We start from the raw sequence: 16,303 nt of genomic DNA on the forward strand, positions 1-16,303 counted from the left end.
TGCTCCCCTACTTCTTGATGTACAATGGGACTTAAGGGAGCTCGACCTTTGCAATAGATGCCTCAAACATTATGATTCTATTTCAGGAGGGTTCATCATGAAAAAGAAAAAAGGTTGGTTAAGTTTGCTCCTAGCTGCGGTGTTCTTGGTAAGTGGCTGTGCTCAGGGCAACAATGAAAGCGCTCCCCCTAGTTCTGGGACTGGAAATGAAGGTACCTCTTCCTCTACGGATAGCGGTAGTAATGACGGCAGCGCCTTGACTCCTGCCAAATTGAAAATTGTGCTGTACGGGGATGAGTCCAACCGGATGAAGGAACTAGCGAAGACATCGTTCTACGACACTATTAAGAAAGAAATCAATGCTGAGGTTGAATTTCAGTTTCTTCCTTGGACCGAATATGGCGGCGGCAAAACTGACTTAATGCTGTCTACGGGAGAAGACTTCGCAACCTATACAGATGCCAATTACATGGTAAAATCTGTGGCAAAGGGGCTTTATGCCGACCTCACTCCGTATGCCGATGCAGCAGCTGATTTGAGTAAAAATGTGGACGAGGCCTCCTTCAAAGCCTTTCAGCTGGAAGGCAAGCAGTATGCGATCCCCGTCGGCAACAAACCGAATTCTGCGGAATTCTACAGTGCGCTAGTTAGACAGGATTTGCTTGAAGAAGCCGGCATGACACAGGTCACTTCACTGGGGGAACTAGAGCAGTTCTATGATAAGGTCCATGCCATTCATCCCGAACTGATCGGGTACGCCAACACCGATGCACGCAGACTCCTACAATATGATTACACGGACAAAAACCTCTATTGGCAAAATGATTTTATTGCCCTGGATGAGTCTGTGAAGGATGATAAAATTATTAGCTGGTTTGAAACCGAAGAGTTTAAGAGTTATGCGAGCCTAATGCACGGCTGGTATGAAAAAGGAATCATTCCGAAATATGCCGCCACCAATGTTCCGCAGCTGCAGTCTGACTGGAACTCCGGTAAAGCGATGTTCTGGGCCGGCACAGCGGCACGCCCATTCGAAGGTGCGGCAACCATCTCACAAGCAGTGCCTGATGCCAAACTGGTCAACTATTTCCTCGGCAGCGGCCGTCCAAAAATCAGCCGCGGCACTTACAGCACCGCCTTTTTCGTCTCCACCGCAGCTAAAGACCCTGAACGTTACGTCATGTTCTTCAATCTGCTGCAAAAAAACCAGGAGCTGTACGACTTGTTCGCCTACGGGATAGAAGGAACAGACTATACGCTGGATGAAAACGGGCGTTTGACTAAAATAACCACTGATTCGCTGATCCCCGACTGGCTGCTGATGAACAAAAACTTCATGCGTTTCGATAACACGGTACCGGACGAATTCATTGCAGAATATAAAGCTTGGGACGATGGAGCTATCATTTCCAAAGGTGCCGGCTTCAACTTTGACAATACACCCGTCAAGAATGAAGAAACGAAGCTGAACGGCGTATTCACTGAATACCTCGCTCCGATCGGCAGCGGCTTCAGCGATTATGACACCGCCTTCCCCAAAGCGCTGGACAGACTAAAAGCAGCGGGAATAGACAAATATATCGCTGAATACCAGAAACAATTTTCCGAATGGTACGCTAAGCAGCAGTAAGCACCGCCGCGGCAATTATCATACCGGTCAATCGAGTAGGAGGGGGCGGCTAGCCCCCGACCTCTCACACCACCGTACGTACCGTTCGATATACGGCGGTTCATGAAATATTCCGTAAGGAGTTGTATCTGTCCAATACACTCTTTAATCCATTGGCTTCCCAATATTGGTTATTCAATGCATGTTGTAGAATTGGACTCCCTGCAATTCGCCAATACCCTTTTCGGGTATTTCCCCACTCATAGGCTTTATCCTTAGGTACCCCTAAGGATATAAGTCTTTTGACTTTGGTTCTAGGGGTCTTCCACTGCTTCCAGAGGCACATTCGTAGCCTTCTTCGTATCCATTTATCCATATCTCGAAAGGTACTTGGGGTATCCGCCAGCGAGAAATAACCGCACCATCCCATGAGGTAGTGGTTTAGTTCCTTGATTCGCTCTTCCATCTTCATCGATCTCTTTCGAGAGGATATCTCCTGTATTCGAACCTTGACTCTCTGTAAGGACTGCTTCGCAATTCTCACCTTTGGTTCTTTGTCCACACTAAAACTAAATCCTAGAAACTTTCGTTTCCAGGGACGGTCTACCGCGCTCTTTACTTGGTTCACCTTCAGCTTTAGCCTCGTCTCGATGAATCGGGTGACCGTTGTCTTGACTCTCTCTCCTGCTCTTAGCGTTTTCACGTAAATATTGCAATCATCCGCATAACGAACGAAGCGGTGCCCACGTTTCTCGAGTTCTTTGTCGAGCTCATCTAGGACAATGTTAGATAATAACGGACTCAGTGGACCGCCTTGCGGGGCACCTTCCGTTGTCGGGGTTACTAACCCGTTCTCCATCACACCTGACTGAAGATATTTGCGGATAAGCAGGAGAACTTTCTTGTCCTCCACTTTCTCCGAAATCTTCATCATCAGTCGGTCATGGTTGACGCGATCAAAGAATTTCTCCAAGTCTAGGTCGACTACGAATCGATATCCTTCTTTCATAAAGGTTCGAGCTTTCCTCACCGCATCATGCCCTCGTCTTTTCGGACGGAATCCATAGCTATGGTCGGAAAACTCTGGATCAAACAATGGAGTTAACACCTGCGCGATTGCTTGTTGAATCATTCGATCTGTCACGGTAGGTATTCCTAGTAACCTAACACCTCCGCCACCGGGTTTCGGGATTTCGACTCGGCGCACGGGGCTCGGTTCATAGGTTCCTTCTTCTATGGCATGCCGCAAGGTCTGCCAGTTTTGTACGATGTGTTCTCGTAAGGATTTTACGGACATCCCATCTACGCCATGACTTCCTTTATTCGCTTCAACACGCTTTAAGGCTTGCAGAAGATTTTCCCGTGATAGCAGTTGCTCCAACATTTTTTTTTTAACCTCTCTTTACGTGATTTATACCTTCCATTTGTGCCAAAGATGAACTCCGCCCTGCTGAAGTCCCCCACGGGATTCACCGTTTCCTTCTTCAGTCAGGTCCTTTCGGATTTTTTTTCTGCATTCATCGCTCATCTTGAACGCCTGGATGTATAAATCCTATTCCATGTTCAGCCCTTCCGCAGCTGTTGCAACAGCTTGCGTACTATGGCGTCTGCTGACTTCTGTGCACTCAGCCTACTCTCACAAGTAGGGTTACGAAGTATACTCGCCTATCACACAGATCTCCCCAGGTAAGAACGCTATCTTCCTCTCCATCTATCTGCTTCATTTACTCTCGTACGCCTTTGGCAGTATGGACTTTGGTTTGTTGTGCAACCTCATCCAGCCTACGTTAGCCTTGTATGAAGTTCGTATTCCTCAGACCGGAGATTTGCCGCTGGCTTCCTTCAGATTCCACCTCGCGGTGGACACCCTTGCCTTAAGCTAATGGCTACTACTGCCTTCGCCATTCGGGACTTCAACCCTATAGATAGCGCCCATGCTGGGCGCACACAAAGAAGCGTGCTCCTTAATGGAGACACGCTTCTTTTGGCGTCACCGAACGACGTAGCTAACAGGCAGAAAAGCGTAATAGCATGTCCGATATTATGGTACAATTTGTAATACTAAGGCGGGGTGAAAAACTTTGAGGAATATTGTTAATGATACTCAGTTTCTCAGTGAAAGAGCTACGATGATGTACTATTTTCAAGATGAATTTTACAATCCTGAGAAAACTGAAATTTTTTATTCACCATCAGGGAAGTTTAAACTTGAAATCCATCACTATAACCATGTAGAAGGTATTATTAGATATAATTATACAAAAGGAATTATTACGGATAGTGAGCATAAAACCATCGACATAATATATAGAAACTTCGGCACATTTCTATTCAGTTGGTTAGAGATAAATGGCATAGAATATCTTTTAGGTGGGTTAGATTATCAAGGGTATTCAATTGTTAATTTATCAAATAAACAAACCAAACATTATGTTCCTGAAGAGGCATATAAAGGTCATGGATTTTGCTGGGGGGAAATAATATATTTTCAACAAAAAAAATTAATAGTGATTGATGGATGCTATTGGGCATGTCCTTATGAACTTGTTTTTTATGATTTTTCTAATCCGATGAATATGCCATATAATGAATTATTTCGCGTGGAAGTTGACAGTATAACAAATTGGGATAATTGGAAAGATTACTGTAGGGTTAGATATCTTGATGGAGAAAACAACGAGAAAGAATTTGTATTTTAGAGACTACACTAACGGAAAACGATAGTGGGGGAGCTTCCTATAAGGTAGCTCTTCTTTTCTATTAAACTAACCGGTAACAACTAAGGGAATATTGGAGGAATACTTTTATTGTAATTAATGATCGAGTGTTGCCCGTTATAGGTAAATACTATAAATATTATTCCTATTATATATTAGACCAATAAACGCCTATAGCGCTATTATGTTATTTATAATAATAACGTGGAGGGATGATCTGATGTCTATTTATGATTTTCAAGCAAAGTCAATTCATGGTGAGCCTGTTGAATTGTCCATTTATCGTGGAAAAGTTCTGCTTATTCTGAACACTGCCAGTAGGTGCAGCTATTCTCGCCAATTACCTGATCTTCAAAAACTTTACGAAATTCACCATGAGCAAGGGTTTGAAATACTTGGTTTTCCTTGTAACCAATTCAACGAGAAGGAGCCAGAAAGCAACTCGGAAGTACATGAATATTGTGAGAGCAACTTTGGAGTTAAGTTTCCTTTATTTGAGAAAGTTGAGGTTAGGGGACCGTCTGCCCATCCTTTATTTCAATATCTAACACAGCAAGCACCATTTCAAGGATTCGATACTGAGACATCAGGCGGTAAATGGATGCAGGATTTTCTGCAGGAAAAGTATCCGGACATATATGCCGGAGATGGGTTTAAGTGGAATTTTTCGAAGTTTTTAATCGATAGAAACGGTCATGTATACGGTAGATACGAAACAATGACTGAACCCTTTGACATAGAGCCATTTATTGAATCACTTCTTTTAAAGTAAATGAATCCGATTGGTAATTTAACCAACAGAGAACGATAGTTTAACATAAAGGGTTTACATATTAGGCATGCAAAACATATATAGACCCTCTCCATTTTTTATCGGATTACTTCCTTTATTTATGTATATATCTTTACTGCCTGACGACGATACCGATTTCTTTCAACTGAAGCACCATCTTTTTGACTTCAATAAAAAGACAACCTTCTTCAAGAAGGTTGTCTTTTATGTGATCAAGCGCTTGCTTGTAAGCTAAGCAAACTCCCCATCGTAAGTTCTTATTCACTAATCGTTGCGTTATCGTATAAGTCAACCAATTCGTCGAAGGAGGTAATAATGACATCAGAGCCCTTCAGCTCATCCTGACGTCCGAAGCCTGCATAGGCGCAGCCGATTACGGTCTGGCCATTTCCTTTACCTGCCTGAACATCAGAAGAACGGTCCCCAACCATCCAGGCACTGCTGATCCCATGATTATCCAAAAGAATGCGTAGCAACTCGGTCTTAGTCGCAGTGCCTTGACCTCCCGCACTATACAATCCTTCGAACAACGCCTTAAGCTCATGTACCACAACGATGCTGTGAATGTAATCCTCCAGCCCGTTGCTAGCCACAAACAGCTTCACTCCGCGCTCTTTAAGCGCTGTCAGTGTCTCAACCACCTGTGGATACAGTAGTGTGCCTCCGGCTTCAAGCCCTTCAATCTCCAGCTGCAGGAGCAATTCATCCGCCCGGCGGTGCACGGCTTCATCTGCTTCAGGCATAACATTCTTCCAAATGTCTGCCAGCAACATCCCCAAGCAGCCTAGAATACGTTCTTCTGGTGGTGTAGGTCCTACGTATAGTCCCTCTTCCCGCAAAATATCGAACATTTTATGATATGCAGGCAATAAAAGACTTTCAGTCTGGAACAATGTTCCATCCATATCAAATACAATCGCTTCTGGCTTGTTCAGTTTCGCATGAACCACGTTTTGTTCCGTTCCTTGTACTTCGTTACTCATCTGTTGTTCCTCCCCATTCTGTTCTACTTCAGGTAAGACATTCATCTGTGCGATATTTCCAGTACAAGCCCTATGATATATGAAATCGCTTTGTAATGTCCATGCTCTTAACTTTTTCTGTTGCAGTTTATATTTCGTTGTGCTATATTTCAATCTGTAATATTACAACTTGAAATATAAAGGAGAAATAACCATGTCAAATCCATTAATCATACGCTTCCTCAAGCAGCCTGCTACCATCATTGGAATTATAACTGCACTGTTGTTCCAAGTTTTTTTCAGCTTAATTTGGATTACAGGGTACGATCATGTAACGGATCGGGTAGATCAGTTGCCCATTGCTATTGTTAATGAGGATGGTACAAATGCCCAGCCTATAGTCGATGGGATTGCAGGATCACTTCAGTTCGTAACCAGACAGGATCTCCAACTAGAAAATGCAAAAGAAGCACTTGAGCATAGAGAAATCCGCATGATTATCAATATTCCCCAAGGGTTCACTGGACAGATCAGTAATCCATCTGCAAAGACTGAACTCCACTACTTCTTAAATGAATCTAATCCGCAGATGGTCAGCAATGTCATGCAGACGGTAGCACTTAAAGTCACGGCTGCAATGAACACTCAAAGCAGTAATTCAGCACTAAGCCACACCTTGGATGCTATGAATCTGCCGCAGGCACAAGCGGAGATCATCAAAAGTGCTGCAAGCAGCCGCATTTCCGCCAACGTCGAAATCATTAACCCTACAACTAATTTTGCACAAACTATGGTTCCCTTAATGATCGTTACCGCCTCATTTACCGGTGCTATGTTACTCGCGATGAATCTCCATAAAGCTTCCTCCAACTTGTCTGGACAATTTAGTAAATGGAATCGCTTTGCAGCCCGATTTGTCATAATGGGTGGAACGGCTGTGCTTATCTCACTAGTGGGAACTATCATGGTTAACTCACTCGGTATCCACTCTAATCGTGGCTTTCTGCTTATGTGGCTGTTCGAGTTCACGGTAATTCTCTCCTGTATGATCCTTGCTCAGTTTAGTCTGCTGCTCCTCGGGGATGCTGGCGGCTGGCTAAATATTGCCCTTCTCTCCATGCAAATGTTAGCGTCCGGAGCAACTATTCCACGCGATGTGCTTTCACCTTTTTATAACTGGATCGGTCCCTTTTCGCCCGCTTACTATGCAGTTAATGGTATGCTCGACCTGGTTATCGGGGGTAACGGGGTATGGAAAGATATGTTCTATTTACTCTGTATTGGGGCAACAATTGCTGTATTAAGCGTACTTGTCACTTTCCTTCGTAAAGAAACTCGGATCTCACGAGAACAAGAGCCCGTGTCAGTAAATGCGTAATTATACAGTTTGCCACTCCGGCTATGCCATTTCAAATTGAGAGCGATATGCAGTTGTGATATGGTAGGAAGTGAAAGAAAGGAGCGGCAATGATTTATGAACATACAAGATGTTATTCTGGGGATTTTAAGCGAAAAACCTCATTCTGGTTACGAGATAAAACGACATTTCGAGGAATACTTCTCATTTTTCTTCGATGCCAGCTATGGCACGATCTATCCTACCCTAAGCAAGATGGAAAAGCTGAATCTGATCACTAAAGAATCTGTGCGACAGGAAGGCAAACCCGACAAAAATGTATTCACCATTACCTCTGCCGGCTTGGATCAGTTCCACGCTTATCTACAATCACCAGCCGAAAAAGATGTTCTGCGTTCTGACTTTTTTATGCACCTGTATTTTGGGGAAAAGACGGACAAAGAGAACATAGATAATCTGCTTCGGCAAGCATTGATAGAAAAGCAGGCAATGTACGACGATCTGGAACAGAAGTTGAACCAGCTAGATTACAAGTTATCTTCCTACCAGAAGTTGTGCATGGAGCTAGGCCTCGTACAATATGATGCTTTTATCAAAAAAATCCAAAGTGTGCTAGAGTCTAAATAAAACCCGCTTTCGAAAGTACACCATAAAAAAAAGAACCGGTATTACAGGCACATCTTGTGCTTGTAATACCGGTTCTTTTTTTTGGAATCATATGTGGTATATGGATTATGCTCTATCAAAGCTTGCAATAAGTTCATCAAGAACATCTTTGCTTACCATTTTACCTTTGAAATTGATCAGGTTTTCTGAGCTTCCGGAGAAGATACAAGTTGGCTCATATTTTCTAAGGATAATCTTTTCAGCGTCTACAAAAATTTCGAGCGGGTCTTTTATGTCGATTCCCATTGTTCTACGCAGTTCAATAGGAATTACGATACGTCCCAATTCATCCACTTTTCTTACTATGCCTGTTGCTTTCATCATCGTACATCCTCCCTTGAAGTCACATTTATAATCATTCTTGCTAAAAGCTATGTACGCTTCTATATGATAGTAATGATTACGCTACTACCTAATTCTAAAGTTCTATTCATTTCCTGTCAATTATTTTTCTACATTATATGATATTATTCGACAAAATTTCGACAATGTATGATATCTGTTGAGCACCAAGATATGAAGCCGTGTCAGAACACAAAAAAATAGGGGCTTCTCTGGAATGTCGAAATCCACCCAGAATGTAACCCTACTTGATGACAATTCTACCCTAAAATACCTTCGTTAATCTATTTGTAAATCTTGTCACTCCGCTTATCCGCAATCACAAGTAGGAAATTGTCGAAAACTAGCAAGAACGCTACTCCGTCATTTACCCAGATGTTTAGTAAGTCAAACTTAAATAGGATCTATCATTGGAATAATAATTTCGCTATGAGTAGTGTGTGTATCGAATCCTCATGTAAATACAAGGCTGATGATATCACTGTAGTGTAAATACGATGAATCCGGAAGTCGACTAACGAGGGGCTAGCAAAGAAGTTATTAATGCAGGGTATTCTAAGTGTTTGATGATTTTTGTCCCCCATTAAGAGAGTAAATAAACTATAGAATTATAAAGTTCTCCGATAAAGGTTTCATCAATCTGTTTAATATTGATAATACGTTCCTGGCATAAGCCATTTACAGCAAAAGTTGCTTGAAAGTAACCGTTTAATGGTTCAATGTCTATTTCAATATCCGTTTCTATTTTATCCGAAATATCATAGCCATATAAGACATATATCGCGATATCGTAAGATTTCTTATTCAGAATTAAGGAAAAATAGGAAGATGTCTGCGCTGAGTTTGTCTCAGGAACATAGTCTATTCCGTATAAAACTCCGATAGGGTGATTCGATGCAAAATAACTGTTATAGTTATTATTTTTAAATTGCCCTTTTAACCAGAGAATAACTTCAAAGTCAGTGTCAGCAGGGATGTAAATAGAAACCATTGGCTCTTCGATCAGCAACGGGGTGCTGTTAAGTGTGTAAATGTTGTGTATTTTGAATAAGCTATGCCATAACTTAATGTTAGTACACTGATTGTTAACTATCTTGTTCATATCTTTTCCTTGGTAATTGTCAATAAACACTACATTTTTATTGTATTTCGAAGCAATCCACTGTAATTCAACATAAGCATCAGGGTAAAGATCTCTGCTGATCACAACGAGAGTCTCAATATTTTCATTGTAAGCCAATAGGGCTGCATCAACAGCATCATAAGCCGACTCAGCGGGAACGACAATTTCACCGTGTATGTTAACGCAAAGATTCCGATTGTCCAATTTGCATTTTCCGTTCACATAGCATACTAATATATCACTTATCCAATCAGGGTCAGCATAGCAAATAAACAAGTGTTTATCGTCCCTATAGTTATTTGCCATTTTCGACAACATGAGTTTTATTTGCTGCAAGTTAGTTAGGTGAGATTTACCAATGAGTTCACATACTTTGGCTGTAATCATGGGCGCGGCAAAGCTGTTCGAGTTGCTGCACTCTTTACCATTCAAATGATGTCTAGCAAAAGCCGTAAATTCTATACCGTCGATGATATTATCATTGAGATAAAACTCCCCTTCGTGCAGCGTGTTGCTTACCTCTCTCTTAACGCCTATAACGTTTGAAAAAGAAGCTGGATATGTAATATAATCATGATTACTTGCGGCACTTACAATAACTAAGCCTTGACCAGCAACCTTGTTTATAACTCTCTGCGTTTCTAATAAATCCGCTGAGCAATGGCTTCCCAAGCTGATATTTACAACTTGGATATCATTTTGAACGCACCATTCTAGTGCACTATACAACTTCTGGATATTTCCCCTTAAGGTATCAGACAATATCTTCAAGCTATACATATAGATTTCCGGATAATAGTGCTTAATTATGCCTGCGCAGATGGTGCCGTGAGTTATTCTTTCGGGACTGTCTATTGTATAAGCGTCTATTGTGAAATCTTCATTGAAGATCAACTGTTGAACAACCGGTTCACCTAGCAAATATTCGTTGATACCATCATCAATCACGGCAATTTTCACTTTAGCTTCGATGTTCATCATCTCCTTTTACAGATCGACAAAAATAAAACCGCCTCATTGGTCACAAATCCATTGACCCAGGCGGTAGTCATGATTAAAAAAGTGATTAATCATTTAATTAAACAGGTTCTTTTTCCGCAGCATCGAATCCAGACTAGCTTGTAGCACACTATTTAAATACATGCTATCTTCTTCACCATTATTGGAGTTGTCAATAAATAACCCGAATTGTGATAGGCTAGAGCTGCTACTTAATTTACTCAACGAGTCTAACTGCTCCGCCTTTCTTTTTTTTTCTGCCTCTACTTCTTTATTAATCTTCTCCCGCTCGGCAGGTGTTAAATAATCACCAATCACCCAAAAAGTAGCTGTTCCATCCGGATGTATAATGACGCCACTGGCATCACCGGGTTTATCATTAGCGCTGGAAGCAAAATGATCCTGAATAATTGCTTCTACCCTTTTTTGCATTTGTGGATCTGTTGCCGACTGATTCAGTATATTTGGAGCAATGGTTACATTCCCTTTGCCAACACTACCAGAGTATACACTTTTCACTGCTTCATTGTTCTTTGGTATGGCTTGAACGTTGATTTTAATGTCGAATTTTTTTTCCAATTCCGTCAAAACCGCTTCCGAACTCGATGTCGATAGCGCGTCTTGAAATGAAATCTCTGAACTCTTATTTTTCTGGATTACCATTGCAGCCCCCGCACGATTCAGGCTACTGAGTGAAGCTACATTCAACAACTTAAACCAACTCCCTTATTCTTTTTTCCTGTAGAATGCGGCAAACTGTATTATTAATTCGATCTAGGCTGTTGAAGCATCCATTTAATATATCGGTTTCCGGAATTTGTATTTTTAGTTTTTCCTCAATATGTACAAATAGAACCAACAAATCCCGTGGTGAGAACTGCATCGCCTCGCCCAATAAATCTTCATAGAAGTAGTTTTCATTAAGCTTGATCTTGTCCATTCCCATTACGTCGAATAATATTTCGTTTATCTGTTCACGCACTTGATCCAGATCCATAAATATCACCCTTCTTTTATACGATTTGCATATTTTCCTGTAACAATAGAGCTTCACAGCATTCTGCTAATTTCAAAGTGTCTGTCCCATTTAACGAATTAAACAGAGGAACCTTTGACTCTAGCGATATTTGTGCAATTTTTTCATCAACCAACTTAGAATCAACCGTAAAAAACTTCAATTCTTTATCCTGTTTGCTTCTGCCCGTATCAAATTTATGATTTGACATATTAAAACAATCAATATCAAAACCTAATTTATGCTTTGTTGACACACATATCTTATCGAGAAACTCTCCATTAAAATCATCATAGGTCAAGTTCATAATACCGACATCCGGATGGATTGCACTAGCCGCCTCGAATGCAGTAATACCAAATCTATTGGTAAACAGATTATTATATACCATTGTCCCGCCTGGAATTCCGATAATCATTACATCAGGTCGTTCGTTCAATTCAATATATTTACAGAAGTGATTAAAAAGAAATATTTTATCTATCTCCGCTTCTTTATGATTAAACATAAAATCAGGAAAAGAATGAAATCCCATAATCTCACAATAAGATTTTGTCCCAATTTGACTTACTTTGTACCCTTCTTTCAAGAAATAATCCCTTAGGCTAAGCTGAACATCAAATTTATTGGATTTTTCCATAAGACTCGCCACGCAGATTATCGGAACATTAATATCCAGCAGTATTTTCTCAACGAGTTCTACTTTCGTTCTGTCAATGTCAATTCCAAAAAAACTTGTGAGTTCCACATTATTTTTCAGGCATACCTTCTTTACCATTTCAACTTCATGATCAGCACATCTGTTAAGCAGAACAATATCTTTCCCCATCTCTGCGGCTTTGATAATTGTCGGGAACACCACTTTTTCAAAACTGCATTCAAATTCACAAATCATTAACACATCAAATTCATCATCTGAAAAAGAATCTTTAACTTTTATACCCACATCCTCACCATAATAGCTGTACGCTGCATCTTTTTCATTCAGTCCAAAACCTAAAGGTGCCATTAATGAAACAAGCTCAAAGTTGCCCAGTAAATTGGAGAATCTGACGACCGGACCGAAATCTGCATGATATGGATAAACAATTGCTCTTTTTTTCACCATTGTCTCCCCCATTACACTTTTTCTTTATCAAAGTCGTAGCCTAACTCTCTTAGTACGCAATAATCTTTAAACAAACTCTCAGTGTTTTCTTTAACTTTATTGCAGATACTTAATTTTTTGGCAGCAGAAAACTCACTGATATCATCGGCGGCCATTGCACAAGAAGTGCAATATCTAAAGGCCCAGCACTCTTTGCATTCTTTCTCCGTTATTGTTCCAATGTTTAGTATGTTCCGGATATTATCCAATTCAAAGCCTGTATCTATATGCCCAATCCTCATTACACTAGATGCTTCACTAACTCTTTCACAGGGATACAGAGCACCGTCAGCATTCACAAACAATCGTTGTACTCCTGGAACACACGGTCCGGAATGATGGTCTTTTTTTACATCATAGAAAGAGATTCTAAGCCTGTTATGGACATTCTCCTGGATTTGATCAAAGCTTTCCATCACCAGCTTGGATACATCATTTTTCTTAAGCCTATCAAATTTATAAAGAAATAATTTGAAAACTTCGTAATTATACATCTTGATAAAACTGTCATTGATTAAGGACTCACTTTTTTTGTAGCTACTTGCTATATCACTTGCCATAACAGCAAAGTCTTTTACGGTCTCATAGTTTGAAAAAAAGTTTGTGGAACAGCTAAAATCTGAATTTGGATCAATTACTGCATTGAACATCACTTTATCAACATAGTCTGGTGTTTTGTTTTTGATATTTTCAATATTATCCATAATAGTCTGAAAACTGCCTTTATTATTTACCGCAAAAACTCGGTTTCTATCATGCGCGACTTCATCGCCGTCCAGGCTGATCGTTAAATTAAAATCATTAGAAGATAAGAACTCTAAGGTTTCGTCGGTAATTAAAGTTGCGTTTGTAGTAAGGTTAAACGTTAGTTCTTTGCCCGCACTTTGTTCTCTGGCATAAGCAACACAAGCTTTTATTAAGTCCATTTCCAGTAAGGGCTCTCCTCCATAAAATCCAATATTAATAATTGGAGAATCTACGGAGTGCTCAATCAAAAACTTAATTGCTTTCAAAGCAACCTCTTTTTTCATTCTCTTATTGGTATGTACTCTGTGTAAGTAGCTCCCTGAATACGCGCAATAGCTGCATCTTAAATTACAGTTTTGCGTGACCTGCAAAGTTATCGAGCCAACGCTTCTGCTTAAATTGTGCTGCAAAGAGTCGCTCATGGGATGAATCATCTCAAAATCCTGTTTCTCCGCCAAAAAACCGGAATCAAATAAGTTTTGAATCTCCGGTTCCACTTGTTCAAAGTTTGAATTTCTATAGTTCAACAAAGCCTGATAAGATCTTTCATTTAATTTAAGAAATGTATTTGCATTCGCATCGAACATATATTTTCCCGTTACCGTGTCAAATAAATGAAATACTGGCACCTGAACTCCCCCCACTCTAAAAGTGAAGCAGGACAGCTTTTTTAATAAAGCCATTTAGCCATCCTGCTCTTAGCTATACTTAAGATTGCACTTACTACCCGATTCCAATAGCAGTCATCTTCATGGAGTTACCAGTATAGGTTACTTGTTTCATGGCTGCTTTGTTTGATCCGCTGGCATTGCATGTACATGCATAACAAGGACATGCACTGCAAGCTGCATATGCCTCCAACGTTTCATAATTTGCATTTGTTCTTTTTACAAGTTGTTTCATATGCCTATTCCTCCTTTCAAATCGTATTTATCTAAATATCAATATTTGATATTTAAATCACTCGAAGGGTAAACCCATTAAACGAATTGATGCTGTTGTGTGATGAGCCGATACCTTTCATTTGTATAAGACAACTTCTCATGAAGTCCAATAGCGGAGACCTGGCCTTTTTCTAAAAAGATTACTCTATCCACATGCTTCAGAATTTCCGGCCTATGACTGACTATAATCACTGTATTGTTACTGAGTGCTGTATCTAATAGATGGTTGATGGCTTGTTCAGAGTGAAGATCAAGGTTGGAGGTCGCTTCATCAAAAATCACCATAGGCCTGCTTTTTACTAATGCTCTGGCTATCGCGATTTTTTGTTTTTGTCCACCGGACAACTTGTTCCCATTAGAACCTACGACATAATCCTCAAACCGGCTTGTATCCTTCTCTAATAATTGGGTAGCCTCAATAGCCTGTCTATACTGCTCCTCATGGTTTTCACTGTAAAGTTTTATGTTATTTTCGATGGTTGTGTCAAAAAGATATATCTCTTGACTAACAGTCGAAATTAATTCCCGATATTCATTCAAATTAATAGCCTTAATATCCACTCCGTCAAATAAAATTTTTCCTGCAAGTGGTTCGTAAAACCTCTGGATTAAATTTAGGATTGTAGACTTCCCCGAACCATTCATTCCTACAATGGCCACTTTCTCATGGCTGCCAATCGTGAAATTCACATTTGACAAGATCAGTTCAGTATCATAAGCAAAGCTTACATTTTCAAACTGAATGCTCCCAAAAGGGTTGAGTCGCTTCATACCAATGTTGGCGGATTCTACATCACAAGCTTCGATTTCTTCCTCGAGCAATGAATAATACCTTCGGGCAGAAGGCATTATTCCCGACAATAAGTATCCAATATTCAACATCGATGAGATAGGAGTGGTCACATAAGCGCTATAGGTAATAAATGCAAATATACTTCCTACCGAAAGCTTTGAATCTAATATCATCGTCGATCCAGAAGCATATATTAGAAGAACTAGTCCTCCAATTAGAAATCTCTCCACAGTAATCCGCCAATTATCCAATAAACTGATTCCCATATGGGAGGTTATTACTTGATTCTGCTTGTCTGCAAATTCTTTTTCTTTGAAAATGAATAAATTAAAAAGCCTTGTTTCCTTCACACCATTCAAGCTATCCTCAAACCAATGCGAATATTCTCCATCCTTCGTGATGTATTTTTCCGCAAGAGACTTTCTTTTTTTAGCAAACGATTTCAAAATTAAATATTCTATAGGGATTAAAATAAGCACAATAAGTGTAAGTTCCCAACTTATGATAAAAAGTCCAATAACTCCTCCTACCAAACTAAAACACTGACTAACAATAAAAAGCATGCTACCATCCGTTATTTGCGAAATATTCGATATATCGGTGCTAACGCGATTTAAAATTTCACTGCAGTTTTTATCAGTGAAATATTTCACTTTCACTTTCATAAGTCGATCAAATGCAGCTTTATGCAAGGAGTAGATAATATTTGAAGCTATTTTTATTCTTCGTTTTTCTTTGAGCAAATCTAAAAAGCTACTGAACATAGACAAAAGAAAGATGTAGATTGCCGTTAAAATAATGGTTCTAACATCTGATTTCATAAATCCTTCATCAATAATAATTTTGTTGAACATCGGCAAAATGGAACTAATCAAAGTAGAAAATATTAAGAGCAGAAAAATAATACATAAATTCTTTTTATGCGCTTTAAATAATCCGATAAGTTTTTCAAGGGTATCCTTATCATTCATAGAATATATCCTCTTCTACTTTCAAGCTTCGGTTTGACATTGATAACGCTATCAATATATCATATAAAAGAATATTTGGGGTAATTTGGTAGCTAATGGTTGGAATAGGAGGCTGAAT

Annotated in this window: 15 protein-coding genes; 5 read left to right on the forward strand and 10 right to left on the reverse strand. The window is 39.9% G+C overall.

Annotated features, from left to right (window positions below):
- The first annotated feature begins 97 nt into the window (after positions 1-97).
- On the forward strand, positions 98-1,630 hold the full coding sequence (locus tag NST45_RS17995; protein ID WP_094902490.1) for a DUF3502 domain-containing protein: 1,533 nt from the start codon (positions 98-100) through the stop codon (positions 1,628-1,630).
- 100 nt (positions 1,631-1,730) lie between these two features.
- On the opposite strand, the gene ltrA is transcribed toward NST45_RS17995, so the two are convergent.
- Positions 1,731-2,993: a group II intron reverse transcriptase/maturase gene (ltrA, locus tag NST45_RS18000; RefSeq protein WP_036681916.1), complete on the reverse strand. Its 1,263-nt coding sequence runs from the start codon at positions 2,991-2,993 to the stop codon at positions 1,731-1,733.
- 697 nt (positions 2,994-3,690) lie between these two features.
- Between ltrA and NST45_RS18005 the strand changes: the two genes are divergently transcribed.
- Entirely contained in the window at positions 3,691-4,308 is a 618-nt protein-coding gene (locus NST45_RS18005) for a hypothetical protein (protein ID WP_094902492.1), read from the forward strand.
- A gap of 238 nt (positions 4,309-4,546) precedes the next feature.
- The gene (locus NST45_RS18010) at positions 4,547-5,098 is read left to right on the forward strand and encodes a glutathione peroxidase (protein WP_339823378.1); all 552 of its coding nucleotides are present in this window, start codon (positions 4,547-4,549) and stop codon (positions 5,096-5,098) included.
- A 278-nt stretch (positions 5,099-5,376) separates the two neighbouring features.
- Here the strand turns inward: NST45_RS18010 and NST45_RS18015 are convergent, their stop codons facing one another.
- A complete protein-coding gene (locus NST45_RS18015) occupies positions 5,377-6,102 on the reverse strand; it encodes an HAD hydrolase-like protein (protein WP_051491308.1) in 726 nt (241 codons plus the stop codon).
- Positions 6,103-6,295: 193 nt separating this feature from the next.
- Between NST45_RS18015 and NST45_RS18020 the strand changes: the two genes are divergently transcribed.
- Both NST45_RS18020 and NST45_RS18025 read left to right on the forward strand, forming a co-directional pair.
- A complete protein-coding gene (locus NST45_RS18020) occupies positions 6,296-7,459 on the forward strand; it encodes an ABC transporter permease (protein WP_051491309.1) in 1,164 nt (387 codons plus the stop codon).
- Positions 7,460-7,555: 96 nt separating this feature from the next.
- Complete coding sequence (locus NST45_RS18025) at positions 7,556-8,065, forward strand: PadR family transcriptional regulator (protein WP_036684013.1); 510 nt, start codon at positions 7,556-7,558, stop codon at positions 8,063-8,065.
- Positions 8,066-8,170: 105 nt separating this feature from the next.
- Here NST45_RS18025 and NST45_RS18030 read toward each other — a convergent pair whose 3' ends face one another.
- From NST45_RS18030 to NST45_RS18065, 8 genes are all read right to left on the reverse strand, one after another.
- Positions 8,171-8,428 (reverse strand): AbrB/MazE/SpoVT family DNA-binding domain-containing protein, encoded by a 258-nt coding sequence (locus tag NST45_RS18030; RefSeq protein ID WP_036684015.1) that lies wholly within the window; start codon positions 8,426-8,428, stop codon positions 8,171-8,173.
- Positions 8,429-9,029: 601 nt separating this feature from the next.
- Positions 9,030-10,550: a S8 family serine peptidase gene (locus tag NST45_RS18035; RefSeq protein ID WP_080742448.1), complete on the reverse strand. Its 1,521-nt coding sequence runs from the start codon at positions 10,548-10,550 to the stop codon at positions 9,030-9,032.
- A 93-nt stretch (positions 10,551-10,643) separates the two neighbouring features.
- Positions 10,644-11,279 (reverse strand): DUF6033 family protein, encoded by a 636-nt coding sequence (locus tag NST45_RS18040; RefSeq protein WP_036684019.1) that lies wholly within the window; start codon positions 11,277-11,279, stop codon positions 10,644-10,646.
- A gap of 1 nt (position 11,280) precedes the next feature.
- Entirely contained in the window at positions 11,281-11,565 is a 285-nt protein-coding gene (locus NST45_RS18045) for a hypothetical protein (protein ID WP_036684022.1), read from the reverse strand.
- Positions 11,566-11,581: 16 nt separating this feature from the next.
- Entirely contained in the window at positions 11,582-12,691 is a 1,110-nt protein-coding gene (locus NST45_RS18050) for a TIGR04066 family peptide maturation system protein (RefSeq protein ID WP_179087771.1), read from the reverse strand.
- 11 nt (positions 12,692-12,702) lie between these two features.
- A complete protein-coding gene (gene ccpM / locus NST45_RS18055; protein WP_212592198.1) occupies positions 12,703-14,160 on the reverse strand; it encodes a Cys-rich peptide radical SAM maturase CcpM in 1,458 nt (485 codons plus the stop codon).
- Positions 14,161-14,200: 40 nt separating this feature from the next.
- Positions 14,201-14,380 (reverse strand): CLI_3235 family bacteriocin precursor, encoded by a 180-nt coding sequence (locus NST45_RS18060; RefSeq protein ID WP_036684027.1) that lies wholly within the window; start codon positions 14,378-14,380, stop codon positions 14,201-14,203.
- 77 nt (positions 14,381-14,457) lie between these two features.
- The gene (locus NST45_RS18065) at positions 14,458-16,185 is read right to left on the reverse strand and encodes an ABC transporter ATP-binding protein (RefSeq protein WP_036684028.1); all 1,728 of its coding nucleotides are present in this window, start codon (positions 16,183-16,185) and stop codon (positions 14,458-14,460) included.
- Positions 16,186-16,303: the final 118 nt, after the last annotated feature.

This window comes from Paenibacillus sp. FSL R7-0163 (assembly GCF_037969975.1).
In the GTDB taxonomy this organism is placed as follows: domain Bacteria; phylum Bacillota; class Bacilli; order Paenibacillales; family Paenibacillaceae; genus Paenibacillus_AQ; species Paenibacillus_AQ odorifer.